Origin of the sequence: Streptomyces vilmorinianum (genome assembly GCF_005517195.1) — a bacterium.
In the GTDB taxonomy this organism is placed as follows: domain Bacteria; phylum Actinomycetota; class Actinomycetes; order Streptomycetales; family Streptomycetaceae; genus Streptomyces; species Streptomyces vilmorinianum.
Window position 1 is genome coordinate 4,528,736 of sequence record NZ_CP040244.1, and the last position, 13,719, is coordinate 4,542,454.

Sequence of the window (13,719 nt, forward strand, 5' to 3'; positions counted from 1 at the left end):
TGTACCCAGCGGACGACTTCGCTCACGGTTGGGGAGTCAGGCAGTTCGCCGTCCTGCGGTCCCGCGTCACCGGCGCGATCTGCGGCGTTGGGCGCTGTGGTCGGTTCCGCGTAGCGAGCAGCGCGGCCGCCGGTGTAAAGGGATCCGTCGGCGGACAGGGAAGGGGTGTCCGATGGAGTGGTGGACGTGGCTGGTGATGGCCGTCGTCATACTGATCGTGATCGGCGTGTCGGCACTTGTGACCCAGGCCAGGCGCCGGCGCGGTGGGGTGATCGCCGATGAACATCACCTGCCCCGGGACGGCGATGAACGATGAACGCCTTTCTCATCCGAGCGGGAGATGTCGTGGGCCGTCCGGTCCTGACGCTGCACGGGGATGCGATCGCCCAGGTCAAGGACGTGGTCGTCGACCCGGGAACCGGCCGGGTCCGGGCCTTCACGCTCAGCGGGCGGGGCGTGCTGTCCGGGCCCCTGAAGGAGGCGATTCCGTGGAGCGCCGTCCACGCCCTCGGCCGGGACGCCGTGATGGTCGCCGATCGGAACGCGCTGCGCGAAGGGGCCGACATGGCGTCCGGCACCAGGGGCGGCCCAAACATGCTGGGAACACGCGTCCTCACGCAGGAAGGCGAGGACGTGGGCAAGGTGACCGATGTCGTGCTCGACGTGACGGCCGACGACGCGAGGCTGGTCGGATACGAGGTGAAGCTCGACCGCCACGGTGAGAAGGGCACCGTCCTTGTGCCGGTCTCCGCCCCGGTCGTGGTCTCGGCAGAGAACGTGCTGGTGCCCACGGCCGCTCTGCGTTCCCCGGCCGCTGATCTGGCGGAGTTTCGGAAGGCCACGGGGGTTCGGCCGGAGGAGGGTACGGGCGATGCTGAGCAGTGACCTGGCCGGTCGTCAGGTCGTCCTCGTGAGCACCGGTGAGACGCTGGGGAAGGTGACCGGGCTCCTGCTGAGTCCGTCGCCCGCCCGCGTGCAGGCGCTCCGGATCCGCACGGGTGCCCATCTGACCACTGTGCCGTGGGGCGCCGTGCAGGCGTGCGGACCCGACGCGGTGATGGTCCGCCGTACACCCGACGCCGACGAGCGCGTCTCCGGCGGTGACGCGGAGGCGGCTCCGGGCGACGCGCGGGGGAAGTCCCTGATGACGGACCGGGGCGACCGGCTCGGGGAGGTGCGTGACGTCGAGTTCGATCCCGCGAACGGGAGTCTTCTCACGCTGCTGACAGCCGGTGACGTGTTCGACGGGGCACGGCTGGTCGGGGTGGGGGACTTCGCGGCCGTGATCACCGGCGATGCGGTGGACGACGCGAACCCGGCGGGCTGACCCCGCGCCCGCGGCAACCGGACTTGGGCGGGAGCCGGAGCGCCGCGCCCGGTGGAGGTCGGTCTCGGCTCGTGCCGTGGCTCTGATCGTGGTGTCGGTCTTCTCCGTGTGGCTCGCGGTACGCCTCACCCCACCGCAACAGGTCTCCGTCGGTGGGCAGAGTGTCCGGCTCTCGGTCACGGGGCCGTGGGCCGACTGGACCGGGCCGGGGACGCTCGCCCTGTTCGGCCGGGACATTCCCACCGCCGTGACCTTCCACGGTCCGCTGCGGCCCCGTCTGGCGCTGACCGAGATCAGGTTCGGACGCGAGCTGGACGAGCTCGTGCGGGAACCGGACGGCTCCCTCGCCGAGGTGGGGCGCCGGCTCGCGGAGGGCTGGTTCCGGTACGCCCTGTGGCAGTCGGTCATCGCCGCCGGCGTCGCGCTCGTGATCCTGGTGGCCGTCGCCGTGCTCAAGCGCCTGCCTGTCAGGTCGGCCGTCGCACTCGCCTGTACGGGGCTGGTCCTGGTGAGCGGTCTCAGCGCGACCGGCTACCTGGTGCTCGCCAACGACACGCCGAAGGTGCTGCGCTCGGTCGACTCGCTGGAGGACCTGGTCGGCCGCGCTCCCCCGGCCCGTCTGCCGCCACCCGAAGGGCCGGTCGCCCAGGACGTCCGCCTCGTCGTCCTCGGCGACTCGACGGCCGCCGGGGCCGGGAACCGGCCCCTGGACGACGCCACGGCCGAGGACCGCGCCTGCCGACGCAGCTCGGACGCGTTCTCCGAGTACCTGGAGCGACTGCACGGCCGCCGGGTGCTCAGCCTCGCCTGTGCCGGAGCGACGATCAAGGACGGTCTCCTGGGAACCCGTACCGTCGGCGGAATGACGGTCCCGCCGCAGCTGTCCGAGCTGCGGCGAGCCCCCGAAGCATCGGCGATCACCGTCAGCATCGGCGCCAACGACGTCCGATGGGCCGCACTCACGCGGCTGTGCACGACACAGCCACGGTGCGGGGACCGCGCCACGGACACGTTCTTCGACGCACAGCTCGCCCGCTTCTCCCTGGACTACCGAGAGCTGCTGCGCCACCTCGCCGCCCTCCCCGGTCCCCCGCGCGTCGTCGTCACCGAGTACTACGACCCCTTCGGCGAGCAGGCGGACTGCCTCAGCAAGGAAGGCATCACTCCGGACAAGGCGCGCGTGCTCCGCTCGTACCTCGCGGATCTGAACGCCGTCCTGCGGGAAGGCGCTGAAGCCGCCGGCTTCCCCACGGCCCGGCCCGACTTCGCCGGGCACGGTCTGTGTACCAGCCACCCGTACGTGCGGGGACCCGCAGAGCAGGCCCCGCTCCACCCCACGGCGACCGGACAGCTGGCGATCGCCCTCGCCGTGCAGCGCGCCCTCCTTGAGCCGCCGCCCGCCCTGGCCAGCACGCGGTAACCCCCTGAGCGGATAGCCCTCACCGTCGTGGGTACGCGCCGGATAGACGCGGAAGCCGAGCGGAGGCGCCGGAGTGAAACCGCGTGGAGGCACTGATGGAGTGCTTCGAGTGCCGGGCGGGGAACGGCAAGGCCATGCCCGCCGTGGCGGTGTGCTGTGACTGCGGCGCGGGCCTGTGCGTGGACCACGTGAGGTTCGCACCACGCGAAGTGCACCACGAGTCCGGCCTCGGCACGACCACCGGACGCGTGCCGGCCCGAACCGCTCTGTGCCCGGTGTGCGACCGGGCGGAGCACAGTACGTGACCCGACGGCCAGCAGGGTCGGACCGCTGGCGGAGAGAGGAGACGGGTGCGCTGCGGACTTTTCGGAGGACTTCTCGCACGGATAGCGCTCCTGGTCCTGATGGCCGCGCTGGCGCTGCTGCCCGGATGGGGATCAGGTGCCGCGGTCGGGGCCGAGCGGCCTTCGGTGCTCGTGGCACGGGTAGACGGGGCGATCACACCGGTGATCGCCGAACACCTCGCGGACGGGCTCCGAGAGGCGGAAGGCGACGGCAGGGCGGCTTTCCTCGTGGAGCTGGATACCCCAGGCGGGCTCCTGGAGTCCACGCGGCACATCGTCCGCGACTTCCTCGGCGCCGACGTGCCCGTCGTCGTCTACGTCACGCCCGCCGGCGCTCGCGCGGCCTCCGCGGGGGCGTACATCACGATGGCCGCACATGTCGCCGCCATGGCTCCCGGAACGCACATCGGTGCCGGCACTCCAGTGAACGCGGAGGGCGAGGAGGCCGGTGACAAGGCCGTCAACGACGCCGCGGCGTTCGCCGTGTCCATCGCGGAGCAACGCGGTCGCGACACCGGATTCGCCGAGCGCATGGTCCGCGACGGCATCTCGATCACCGACCGTGAGGCCCTGCGCATCGGCGTGGTGGACGTGGTCGCGCCGGACCGGGGGGGCGCTCTTTGACGCGATCGACGGCCGCACCGTCACCCTGGACGGCGACCGACAGGTCGTCCTGCGAACGGCCGGGGCCGAGACCGTCTCCCACGAGCTCGGCATTCGGCGAGCTCCGCCAGACCCTGGCCAGCCCAGAGCTGGCGTTCCTGTTCCTGTCCCTGGGCACGCTCGCGGTGGTCTACGAGTTCGCGACGCCGGGCATGGGGCTGGCCGGCACCGCCGGGGTCATCCTGCTCGTTCTGGGGTTCGTCGCGCTGAGCGTGCTGCCGTTCCAGGCCGGCGGGCTGCTGCTGCTCCTGCTGGCCGCCGTCCTCTTCCTCGCCGAGCTGTTCACTCCGGGCGTCCGTGTGTTCGCCGCCGGCGGTACGGCCGCCCTGGTCATGGCCGGCGTGCTCCTGTTCCGCGGCGAGCTGGCCGTGGACCCCCTCGCCCTGTGGCCGACGGCGCTGGTCGTCGGCGGCGCCACCGTGCTGGCCGGACGGCTCGCCTGGCGGGCGCGCAGGGCACCGGTCGCGACCGGGCTGCAGACGCTTGTGGACGCCGAGACCAGGGTGCGCCGTGCGTCCGCCGATACCGGTCAGGTCTTCCTCGACGGCGCCTGGTGGTCGGTGCGGTCCGCCTCCGGCAGCCCCCTCGCCGAAGGCGGGCGGGTCCGGGTCACGGGACAGGACGGACTGGTCCTCATCGTCGAGCCTCTCCCGGAGGAGGAGTCATGAACGCCGGAACCATCGGACTCATCGCCGCGGCGGTCGTCGTCGTCCTGCTGGCGATGGCGGCCATCAAGATCGTGCCCCAGTACGAGCGCGGGGTGATCTTCCGTCTGGGCCGGCTCATCGGAGCGAAAGGTCCGGGCCTCTTTCTCATCATCCCGATCGTGGACCGGATCTTCCGGGTGTCGCTCCGCACGGTCACGATGGACATCCCCTCCCCAGGACGTCATCACCAAAGACAACGACGCGTACGAGTAGCTGTCGGCCGCTGACCGGCCGGACCCGCTGGAGGCCGATCGCCGACTCCACGGCCGCACAGTCGGCCAAGCTCGTGACGAGATCTGGAGGAGGACCGATGAGCGCCATCGACGACGTGCTCGAAATGAACGCCGCCTTCGCGGCGGCGTACACGGACCGCCACCCTCCGCGGCCACCGAAAAGGCGCCTGGCCGTCATCGCCTGCATGGATTCTCGGCTTGACATCTACAAGATGCTCGGCCTCGACGAGGGGGACGCACACGTCATTCGCAACGCAGGTGGGGTGGTCACGGAGGACACGATCCGGTCGCTCGTCATCTCCCAGCGCATCGGGGGAACGCGAGAGGTCATGCTTGTCCACAACACCGAGTGCGGAATGCTCACGTTCCAGGATGACGAGCTGAAGCGGCAGGTGGAGAGCGAGACGGGGGTTGAGGTGCCGTTCGCGTTCCATGCTTTCAGCGACCTGGAAGAACAGGTGCGACGCTCCATGGCCCGCGTACGGGAGAGCCCGCTCCTCGTCCACAAGGACGCCGTCCGCGGCTTTGTCTATGACGTCCACACGGGCAGGTTGCGCGAAGTCAGGTAACGGCCGCGGCGCCTACTGGGAAAGAGTGGTCTGGGGCAGCGAGGTGTGGCGGACGCGGGTGTCCGTGTCCGTGTCGATGAGGCTGATCAGGATCGGATTGGGGCCGGGCGGGGCGCCGGTAGGGGCGCGGACGCGGTAGCGGTGGGTGGAAACCCCGTTCTTGGGGAGCGGGGTGCCGCCCGTGTAAAGCGTGTGTGGGTACGCGTCGTTGGCGATGCGGAGCGTCGCGGCGCGCCATGTCCCGGTCGAGCCGTCCCAGCGCTCCAGGACGTACGCGGGGTCGGCCGTGCCGCCTGGCATGGCCTCCATCTGGAAGGCGAGCAGCAGGTGCCGATAGGCGCTGGTGTTGCCGTTGCGGAGGGTGACGGTGAATTCCTGTGCGGCGCCACCGGCCTTCAGGGTGAGCCGACCGCCCGGCGCGGCCACGTGCATGGCAAGGTACGTCGGCGCCGGCGGCCTGCTCGCGGTCTTCGACGGCGGCGCGGTGCGCGATGCGGGTCGGGTGGTGACGCTCACCCTGGGTGTGGGCGTGGATGTGGGGGTGGGCGGAGGGCTCGCCGAGGGCCGGTCGGTGGCGGCCGGAGCGGCGGAGACAGGCATCGGGGCCGAGGTCCTGGAGGTCGTCGGCTTGCCGGGCGTACCGGATCCGGGCCCACAGCCGGTGCCGGCCGCCGCCAGGAGCGCGGCGCCCACCGTGCCGACGATGACTGCGCGGGTACCGCGCATGTGATGCCCCCTGGTGATGGTCGATGCGTTCGCCGGCCAAACGTAGCGACGGGAGGACACGGGGAAGCCGAGGGGACGTAACGCTTTGCGGACGGTCGGCAGCCGGTCGCGACCGCGCACCCCAGGCGTGTCGCGACCGGCTCCACCGTGGCGGCAGGCGAGGCCCCGGCCTACTCGGCCGGCCGTCGGGCGAACGCGACGTTCGCGGACACGGAGAAGGCGAGTCCGTTGGCGACGCAGGGGGACAGTTCCTGGGAGACCTCCGAAGCGATCCGGTCCCGGTCGGCCGGCGCGATCTCCGGGAGGGGCGCGGCGCCGAGGAACGTCTCCACCCAAGCTCGTGCCGAGGCGCAGCGGACCGTGCGGGTGGTGCGTGTGACGGTGACGTCCTGGAATCCCGCCGTGGTGAGCAGGTGGTCGAGCTCGTCCGCGTCGGCCAGGTCGAAGATCGCCTGAAGGAACCGCACGGCCTCACCCGGAGCGGGGAGGACGTTACGGAAGGCGGACTCGAACGGGTGGAAGCCGGGGGACCGGCGGTCGCACCAGACGCTGAGCGCGACGCGTCCGTCGGGGACGAGGACGCGGTGGAGCTCTCGCAGCGCGGTGAGCCGGTCACCGAAGAACTGCAGTCCCTGCTGACAGAACGCGATGTCGAAGGCGCTGTCGGCCAGGCCCGTGTCCAGGGCGTCCGCCTGCTTCCAGGTGATCACCGGTGCCGCGTCCGCGGGTGCGCCGCTCCGGGCGATGGCGAGCATGTCCGCGTTGATGTCGACGCCGGTGACCGTGCCGTCCGGGCCGACCCGGGCCGCGGCCTTCTTGGCCACGACGCCGGTGCCGCAGGCCAGGTCGAGCACCCGCTCACCCGGCCGCGGGTCGACCAGGTCGACCAGGCCCTCAGCCCAGGGTTCGAACAGCAAGGGGACGAGCAGCGTCTCGTAGTTCTCCGCCGTGGCCGCCTTCGCCCACGCGGCCCGTGTCTCGGTGGTGGTCATGTCCCTCACTCCTCTCACGAGTGCACGACCTGTCCGGAAGGACATGCTCCGAGCGTCGGCCCGGCGGAGAGCCCACGCCAGGACGCCTTCTGAACCCGATCGTCTCCCGCCGGCCGGGGGCGGTTCACAAACTGCACTGGCCGACCGGAGCGGGCGGGCGGAGACTCGTGACTGTGCGGAACTACGGCCAGTACTGTCCCATCGCCCGAGGCTCCGGGATCATCGCCGAGCGGTGGACGCCGATCATCCTGCGCAATGTCCTGCTGGGATGCCGCACCTTCAACGAGATCGCAACGGGCGCCCCGGGGCTCTCCCGCGCCCTGCTGACCCGACGGCTGCGCGAACTCGAACACGCCGGGGTCGTCGCGGTGCGGCCGAAGCCGGACGGCCACGGCTCGTTCTACCTGCCTACACCCGCTGGCCGCGAGCTGTGGCCGGTGCTCCAGGCCCTGGGCGACTGGGCCCAGCGCTGGATGGACGTCACGGCCGAGGACGCCGATCCGGACCTCGTGGTGTGGTCCTGGTGCCAGACGTCTCTACGCCGCGACCTCCTGCCCCCGAACCGGGTCGTTGTGCGCTTCGAGTTCGGCTCCCACGCCCGACAGGCCCGGATCTGGCTCCTGCTGGAACACGGCCAGGGTGAGCTGTGCGGGTCCGACCCCGGCTTCGGCGACGACGTCGTGGTGACGGTCGACGACCCGCTGGTCTTCGCCCGCTGGCACCTCGGACTCGTGGAATGGCGGACGGCCCTGAAGTCGGGTGCCGTACGCGTCGAAGGCCCCCGCGCCCTGTGCCGGGCCCTGCCGACCTGGAACTCGTACCCCGAGACACAGGCCCGCCGCCGCACCGAGCACGACAGAGCCCCCGGCGGTACGGCCCCACTGCCACCGGAGGCCGTACGGCCCGCCGAGCCCTCGTACCGCGCCGCTCCCTGGCGTACGGGCCGGACACGCCCCGGACGGTCGGGAATCCCCGGATTCGCCGGCAGGCTCGTCACACCGAGGGACGCCGACTACGACGACGTACGGGCGGTGTGGAACGCAGCGGTCGACCGCAAGCCCCGCTACATCGCCCGCTGCCTGTCACCACGGGACGTCGCCGCCGCGATCCGGTACGCGCGCGAGCGCGGCCTGACCCTGGCCGTACGGAGCGGCGGCCACAGCGTGGCGGGCACGTCCATGTGCGACGACGGCCTGGTCATCGACGTCGGCCCCATGAAGGCCCTGACCATCGACCCGGCGCAGCGCACCGCCACCGTCGGTGCCGGCACGGTGTGGGGTGAACTCGACGCCGCCACCCAGGCGTTCGGTCTCGCCACGACCGGTGGACTCGTCTCCCACACCGGAATCGCCGGACTCACCCTCGGCGGCGGCCTGGGCTGGCTCATGCGCCGCCACGGCCTGACCGCCGACCAGCTCACCGGCGCCCACCTCGTCACGGCGGACGGCGGACAGCTGACCGTCGGCCCCGCCTCCGACGAGAACCCGGAGCTTCTGTGGGCCCTCAGGGGAGGCGGAGGCGGCCTGGGGGTGGCTACGTCCTTCACCTACCGACTCCACCCGGTGGGCCCCGAAATCCTCGCCGGGCCGGTCCTGTGGCCCCTCGACCAGGCCACCGCCGTCCTGCGCAGCTACCGCGATCTCATCGCCACAGCGCCGCCGGAGCTGGCCACCCTCGTAGTGCTGCGCCGAGCCCCCGCCGCTCCGTTCCTGCCCGTCGAGACCCACGGGCGCCCGGTCTGCATGATCGCCATGCTGGCCCTCGCCGGGCCCACAGCCGCGGAACGGCTCCTGGCCCCGCTCCGCACGATGGGCATTCCGCTCCTGGACCTCGTCAAGTGGCGCCCCTACACCGGCCTGCAGACCATGTTCGACACCGGCGTGCCGGCAGGCTGGCACTACTACTGGAAGTCGACCGGCCTGCGCGAGCTCAGCGACCCCGTGATCGACACGCTGGTCGAGCGGGCCGCCTGGGCTCAGTCGCCTCGCAGCTACGCGCTCCTGTTCCACCTCGGCGGCGCGATCGCCGACCAGGACCCCACCGCCGCCGCCTTCTCCCGGCGCGACGTGCCCCACGAACTCAACGTCAACGCGGTCTGGCTGCCCCACCAGCCCATCGGCCCGGCCGAGTGTGCCTGGGCCAGGGACTTCGTGGCCGCCCTCGATCCCTACCGGGACGGCGTCTATGTGAACTTCCTCGACCACGACGACCACCACCGACGAGCCGAGGCGTTCGACGCGGAGACCACCGCCCGCCTCGAACGGGTGCGGCACCGGCACGACCCGGACCGAGTGTTCCGGCCGGACTGATCCCATCTGCTCGCACCGAGCGAGCCGGAGCCTCGGGGGTGTGGGATCCTCGGCATTCGACGGGCGAGGCCTGGGCGTCCCCTCTCGCTCCGGCCACTCGGACCAGTACATATCCGCAGGGCCGTACGGGCCGGGGAGCCACGGAAGCCGTCGCGCGCCCTGTTCACCCGCCCGACGGAGCGCCAGATGTGAGCCGGTCCGAACGCGCCATTCACGCCCCCAGGACGCCTTGGTCCGTCAACCGAGCCAGTGGTGCCAGCGGGTGGTTGGCGGCTCGCAGCGCCCCGAGGCCACCATGTCCCGATAGGCGCGCTCGCTCAATTCGTCCCAGGTCACTTCCTCCCCGTTCACGGGAAGGGGCCGACCGTCGGCGTCAGTAAATGCGGAAACGGCGACCTTACAGTCGGGAGGACGAACGGTCTGGGTGCCGTACCAGCCGAACGAGGCAAGGGCGACGACGCAACAGGCCAGCAGTATTCGGGCGGGACGGGAGTGTTTCACCGGACACATCGTAGACACCTGTACGGCCGGCGGTAGGCGTCCGGCGTCGCGCACGCCCGCGGACGGGCGGACCCCAAGGTCCTGGATGATCCAGGACCTTGGGGGCAGTCGGGCTACTTCGGCACCGACGAGGTCCGCAGCCGCCCTTCCGCCCCGTGGAGAACAGAGCCGACCTTCCGCCAGGAGTCGATTCTGTGCTGGGCGCGGCGGGCGCGTTCCTCCGGGTCTCGGACGAAGAGAGCCTGGCGCCCCGGGTGGTAGGTACTGACCACCTCCAGGGTCCGCCCACGGACAGCTTCGGGGTGCGCCTTGAGCAGGCGGCGCCACACGTCCTGGGCCTCGTTGCCCTGGAGGAGCACGACATCTGCCTTGGGCATCAACCCCAGCAGCTGCTTCAGGACCGTGGCGCCCAACTGAAGCTCAGCAGCCTTCGGGGAGCGGTTGATGTACCAGGGATAGGCATTCCATGGAGTGACGTCGCGCGGCGCTATCCCCGCCTCTTCGAACAGCTCGGCCTGCAGTTCCGCTGTCGGGTCGTCGTTCTCGACGCACAGGAATCCGGAGCCGGCTCCCTCCTGCGTCTTGGGGCCCGGGTCTCGCAGGATGGACAGGACACGAGCCTCCGCTCCCCCGTGCCAGGGCGCGACATGCGGCATCCAGCCACGCCCGTCCTGATCGCGCAACGCGTCGACCATCTCGTTGATCGGTCGGACATGGGGGGCATAGCGCCCCTGTTCCTGCTCTGCCCGAAAGGCCTCTTCGCGCATTCGTCTCGCCATGTTTCCTCCCACATCGACTGGCGCCCCGCCTGGCCCTGCTGTCCAAGGGCCGGAACCGACGCCACCACGGCGCCGGCCGTCCTCCTCCTGAGGCGTCCCGGCCGACGTCTGCTTCGGGATCGGCCCGCCCCCACAGGATCGTTGCATAGACTAAAGGTCGTCGGGTGCGTCGACAGCCCGCCGCACGGTCGGTGACGGGCAGCGCATCACCGCTTCCGGACCCACCGGGGAGAACCTTGTCCAACGAACAGCCGACAGAAGCGCGCGCCCTGTCGCTCCTCCCCTATGCCGTGATGATGGTCACCGCTGTCGCCGACATAACGGCCGGCCCCACCGTGGGTCTGCTGCCGCTGGTGGCGCTCGGGCCGGCGTTCGCAGGCCTCACGGGCGGGCCGCACCGCACCGCCGCGATCGGGGCGGTGGCCCTCACACTCTGTCTGGCGCTGGGCTGGTACGACGGCCTGTTTCCGGGAAGGCGGGGGACGACGGCGCTGGTCTCGGTCGCAGGGGTCACCGCGGCCGGTCTCGTCGCCGCCGTGATGCGTCGACGCAGGGAGGCGGAGCTGGCGAGCGTCCGCTCGATCGCCGAGGTGGCGCAGCGCGTTCTGCTGCGCCCCGTACCGCGGACCGCCGGAGAACTCAGCGCCGCCGTCTCGTACACGGCCGCGGTCGCCGAGGCGCGTATCGGCGGGGACCTCTACGAGGTCGTCACCTCGCCGGGCGGGGTGCGTGTGATCGTCGGCGACGTCCAGGGCAAGGGCCTCGACGCGGTGGAGACGGCGGCCGACGTGCTCGGTGCCTTCCGGGAGGCCGCCCATGACGAGCCCGAACTCACGGGCGTGAGTGCCCGACTGGAGCGGGCCATGAACCGGACGCTGGGCGGTGAGCGGTTCGTCACCGCGGTGATCGCCGAGATACGGCAGGACCGCACGGTGGCGCTCCTGAACTACGGTCACCCCTCGCCCTTGCTCGTCCAGGCCGATGGAACCGCTCGGTTCCTGGCGCCCGAGAAGCGGGCGCTGCCGCTCGGTCTGGGCCTCCACGGGACCGGAAGCCCCGAGATCCTCGACGCGGAGTTCCGCCCGGGCGACCAGCTCCTGCTGTACACGGACGGTGTGACCGAAGCCCGGGACCGCCGGGGCGTGTTTTATCCCCTCTCCTCCCGGCTGCACCTGCTGAAGGCGGACAGCCCCGAAGGCGCTCTCGACGCCCTCCACGGCGACATCATCGCCCACGCCGGTGGACCGCTCGGAGACGACGCCGCCATGCTGCTGCTGCGCTACCACGCGCACGCGGAGCCGAGCTGAGCCGGTGCCACCGGTGGATCCGGTAGGCGGTACAAAGGTTCGTATGCGAGAGCACGAGGAAGCGGAACCGGACACGGACGACATCGAGGCCGTCACACGCGCCGTACTGACGGCGTCGCGGCTACTTGTCGCGATCTCGGCCCGGTCGCTCGCGACGGTCGAGGACACCATCACCCTGCCCCAGTTCCGGATGCTGGTCGTGCTGTCCACGCGTGGCCCGTCGAAGCTGGTGGCGCTGGCGGACCAGCTCGGCGTGCAACCGTCGACCGCCATGCGGATGGTGGACCGCCTGATCGCCTCCGGCCTGGTGAACCGGCGCATCAACCCCGACAACCGCCGGGAGACCTCGCTGAGCCTCACCAGTGAGGGTGAGCGCGTGGTCGAGGACGTGACGTCCCGCCGTCGGCAGGAGGTGACGGCTGTCCTGCGGCGCCTCGAACCCGCCCAGCGGCAGGCCCTCGTGGAGGCGCTCGACGCCTTCACCGCCGCCGGCAGCGAGCCGGCCCTCGACGCGAGCGCCCTCGGCCCTCATCCCCTGGGCTGGGCCGATCCCGTGGAGGGTACGCGGTAGGACCGTACAACGGCGAGGAAGCAGACCGTCGCGAAGACCAGGACCAGGAACACGGCCTCGGCGGCCGCTCGCACCAGCGTGCCGGGCCCGGCGAGACCACGTGGAGCGACCCGGCCGGCCGGGTCGTACACCATGGCGATCAGGTCGCCTGGGACGACCGAGGGGCCGCATCCTCTCCGTAGTCTCGGCTGCACGGGAGCACCGTCCTGCAGCCGGACGGTGCACGCGTACGCCGGATTCACCGCGGGCTCGTACGCCACCGCCGTGACGACCACGTCCTGTGTGCGTCCCGCTCCGCAGAGCACCAGCTCCGCCGCCAGTCGCGAGACCGCCGGCGCCAGCACCGCTCCGAGGATCGCGATCCCCGCGACCAGTGCGTGGCCCGCACGGGTGATCAGGAGGTAGAGCACGACAGCGGCCACGGCGACCGCGATCAGAGCCGTGGAGCGAATGGGCGACAGGCCCCCGAGGACGACCAAGCCACCGGCCCCCACGACCAGCGCCGTTCCCACGACGGCGACCACGAGTCCCTCGCTGACCAGCCAGAGCGGCGGGCTGCCCTGGTAGGACGCGGCTCCCAGGAGCCTGTCCACCAGGCGTTGCCTCACCCTCACATTTAGACTATGCAATGGTTCACCCTCGGCACGTAACCCGCCGTCACCATCCGTTATCGAACCGAGGCCGCCAGGTACGCCCGCCATTGCGCCAGGAGTGACCCCATGCCGCCCGCGATCCGACGCCCACGCCCTCCATCGGGCTGGCGACGCCACCTCGCCCGACTTCCGATCCACCTCTTCCGAGGAGGTTGGGGACCTCTCTTCGGAGGGCGGCTTCTTCTGCTCATCCACACGGGCCGGGCCTCCGGACGGCCACGCGAGGTGGTGCTGGAAGTGGTCGCCCGCGATCGCGACGGCTGGATCGTCGCGAGCGGCTTCGGCCCGGATGCCCAGTGGTACCGGAACCTCCACAGCACTCCCGCGGCGACAGTCCAGGCCGGCCGCCGGTACCACGCGGTCACCGCACGATTCCTCACACCGGCGGAGGGCGGCCGGCTCATGGTCGACTACGCCCGTCGACACCCCCGCGCCGCACGGGCGTTGTGCCGCTTCATGGGCTTCGCGGTCGACGGCTCCGCCTCCGCCTTCCGCGCCGCGGGCGAGCACATCCCCTTCGTCCGACTGGAAGCCACCGACCACTGACGCACCTCACCCCGCGGGGGCTCCTGCGGTGAAGAATCGGCCGAGGGCTCTACTCCTTGCCCACCTCGCCCA

General features: G+C 71.4%; 19 protein-coding genes. 14 read left to right on the forward strand and 5 right to left on the reverse strand.

Features of this window, described 5'->3' with window-relative positions:
* The first annotated feature begins 172 nt into the window (after positions 1 to 172).
* From FDM97_RS35915 to FDM97_RS21230, 9 genes are all read left to right on the forward strand, one after another.
* Complete coding sequence (locus FDM97_RS35915; protein ID WP_175439189.1) at positions 173 to 316, forward strand: hypothetical protein; 144 nt, start codon at positions 173 to 175, stop codon at positions 314 to 316.
* Positions 313 to 885 carry a PRC-barrel domain-containing protein gene (locus FDM97_RS21195; RefSeq protein WP_137992009.1) on the forward strand — a complete coding sequence of 191 codons (573 nt, stop codon included), beginning with the start codon at positions 313 to 315 and terminating at the stop codon, positions 883 to 885. The genes FDM97_RS35915 and FDM97_RS21195 overlap by 4 nt, the downstream gene beginning before the upstream one ends.
* Positions 872 to 1,327 carry a PRC-barrel domain-containing protein gene (locus FDM97_RS21200; protein WP_137992011.1) on the forward strand — a complete coding sequence of 152 codons (456 nt, stop codon included), beginning with the start codon at positions 872 to 874 and terminating at the stop codon, positions 1,325 to 1,327. Before FDM97_RS21195 ends, FDM97_RS21200 begins: the two co-directional genes overlap by 14 nt.
* Positions 1,328 to 1,403: 76 nt before the next feature.
* On the forward strand, positions 1,404 to 2,747 hold the full coding sequence (locus FDM97_RS21205; RefSeq protein WP_175439191.1) for an SGNH/GDSL hydrolase family protein: 1,344 nt from the start codon (positions 1,404 to 1,406) through the stop codon (positions 2,745 to 2,747).
* A 95-nt stretch (positions 2,748 to 2,842) separates the two neighbouring features.
* Complete coding sequence (locus FDM97_RS21210) at positions 2,843 to 3,052, forward strand: DUF2180 family protein (protein WP_137994942.1); 210 nt, start codon at positions 2,843 to 2,845, stop codon at positions 3,050 to 3,052.
* 45 nt (positions 3,053 to 3,097) lie between these two features.
* Positions 3,098 to 3,715 (forward strand): Clp protease/crotonase-like domain-containing protein, encoded by a 618-nt coding sequence (locus tag FDM97_RS21215; protein WP_137992015.1) that lies wholly within the window; start codon positions 3,098 to 3,100, stop codon positions 3,713 to 3,715.
* Complete coding sequence (locus FDM97_RS21220) at positions 3,712 to 4,422, forward strand: NfeD family protein (RefSeq protein WP_137992016.1); 711 nt, start codon at positions 3,712 to 3,714, stop codon at positions 4,420 to 4,422. The genes FDM97_RS21215 and FDM97_RS21220 overlap by 4 nt, the downstream gene beginning before the upstream one ends.
* Positions 4,419 to 4,688 carry an SPFH domain-containing protein gene (locus FDM97_RS21225; protein WP_254705693.1) on the forward strand — a complete coding sequence of 90 codons (270 nt, stop codon included), beginning with the start codon at positions 4,419 to 4,421 and terminating at the stop codon, positions 4,686 to 4,688. The genes FDM97_RS21220 and FDM97_RS21225 overlap by 4 nt, the downstream gene beginning before the upstream one ends.
* A gap of 83 nt (positions 4,689 to 4,771) precedes the next feature.
* Entirely contained in the window at positions 4,772 to 5,263 is a 492-nt protein-coding gene (locus tag FDM97_RS21230; RefSeq protein WP_137992018.1) for a beta-class carbonic anhydrase, read from the forward strand.
* 12 nt (positions 5,264 to 5,275) lie between these two features.
* Here the strand turns inward: FDM97_RS21230 and FDM97_RS21235 are convergent, their stop codons facing one another.
* Complete coding sequence (locus tag FDM97_RS21235) at positions 5,276 to 5,695, reverse strand: hypothetical protein (protein WP_137992020.1); 420 nt, start codon at positions 5,693 to 5,695, stop codon at positions 5,276 to 5,278.
* Between FDM97_RS21235 and FDM97_RS21240 the strand changes: the two genes are divergently transcribed.
* Positions 5,694 to 5,993, forward strand: coding sequence for a hypothetical protein (locus FDM97_RS21240; protein WP_137992022.1), 300 nt, complete (start codon positions 5,694 to 5,696; stop codon positions 5,991 to 5,993). The two genes, FDM97_RS21235 and FDM97_RS21240, sit on opposite strands and share 2 nt — an antisense overlap.
* A gap of 166 nt (positions 5,994 to 6,159) precedes the next feature.
* Here FDM97_RS21240 and FDM97_RS21245 read toward each other — a convergent pair whose 3' ends face one another.
* Positions 6,160 to 6,981, reverse strand: coding sequence for a class I SAM-dependent methyltransferase (locus tag FDM97_RS21245; protein WP_175439192.1), 822 nt, complete (start codon positions 6,979 to 6,981; stop codon positions 6,160 to 6,162).
* Positions 6,982 to 7,148: 167 nt separating this feature from the next.
* Between FDM97_RS21245 and FDM97_RS36205 the strand changes: the two genes are divergently transcribed.
* Positions 7,149 to 9,290 carry an FAD-binding protein gene (locus FDM97_RS36205; protein ID WP_217510259.1) on the forward strand — a complete coding sequence of 714 codons (2,142 nt, stop codon included), beginning with the start codon at positions 7,149 to 7,151 and terminating at the stop codon, positions 9,288 to 9,290.
* 237 nt (positions 9,291 to 9,527) lie between these two features.
* On the opposite strand, the gene FDM97_RS21255 is transcribed toward FDM97_RS36205, so the two are convergent.
* The gene (locus tag FDM97_RS21255; protein ID WP_137992028.1) at positions 9,528 to 9,791 is read right to left on the reverse strand and encodes a hypothetical protein; all 264 of its coding nucleotides are present in this window, start codon (positions 9,789 to 9,791) and stop codon (positions 9,528 to 9,530) included.
* Between the two features lie 113 nt (positions 9,792 to 9,904).
* On the reverse strand, positions 9,905 to 10,558 hold the full coding sequence (locus tag FDM97_RS21260) for a uracil-DNA glycosylase (RefSeq protein ID WP_254705694.1): 654 nt from the start codon (positions 10,556 to 10,558) through the stop codon (positions 9,905 to 9,907).
* Between the two features lie 305 nt (positions 10,559 to 10,863).
* Here FDM97_RS21260 and FDM97_RS21265 point away from each other — a divergent pair, with 305 nt between their 5' ends.
* Positions 10,864 to 11,877 carry a PP2C family protein-serine/threonine phosphatase gene (locus tag FDM97_RS21265; RefSeq protein ID WP_137994943.1) on the forward strand — a complete coding sequence of 338 codons (1,014 nt, stop codon included), beginning with the start codon at positions 10,864 to 10,866 and terminating at the stop codon, positions 11,875 to 11,877.
* A gap of 43 nt (positions 11,878 to 11,920) precedes the next feature.
* On the forward strand, positions 11,921 to 12,448 hold the full coding sequence (locus FDM97_RS21270) for a MarR family winged helix-turn-helix transcriptional regulator (protein WP_137992031.1): 528 nt from the start codon (positions 11,921 to 11,923) through the stop codon (positions 12,446 to 12,448).
* On the opposite strand, the gene FDM97_RS21275 is transcribed toward FDM97_RS21270, so the two are convergent.
* Positions 12,406 to 13,041, reverse strand: a complete 636-nt coding sequence (locus FDM97_RS21275) for a hypothetical protein (protein ID WP_137992033.1) — start codon at positions 13,039 to 13,041, stop codon at positions 12,406 to 12,408. The genes FDM97_RS21270 and FDM97_RS21275 overlap by 43 nt on opposite strands.
* 126 nt (positions 13,042 to 13,167) lie before the next feature.
* On the opposite strand from FDM97_RS21275, the gene FDM97_RS21280 reads away from it, so the two are divergent.
* Positions 13,168 to 13,647 (forward strand): nitroreductase family deazaflavin-dependent oxidoreductase, encoded by a 480-nt coding sequence (locus FDM97_RS21280; protein WP_137992034.1) that lies wholly within the window; start codon positions 13,168 to 13,170, stop codon positions 13,645 to 13,647.
* Positions 13,648 to 13,719 lie beyond the last annotated feature (72 nt).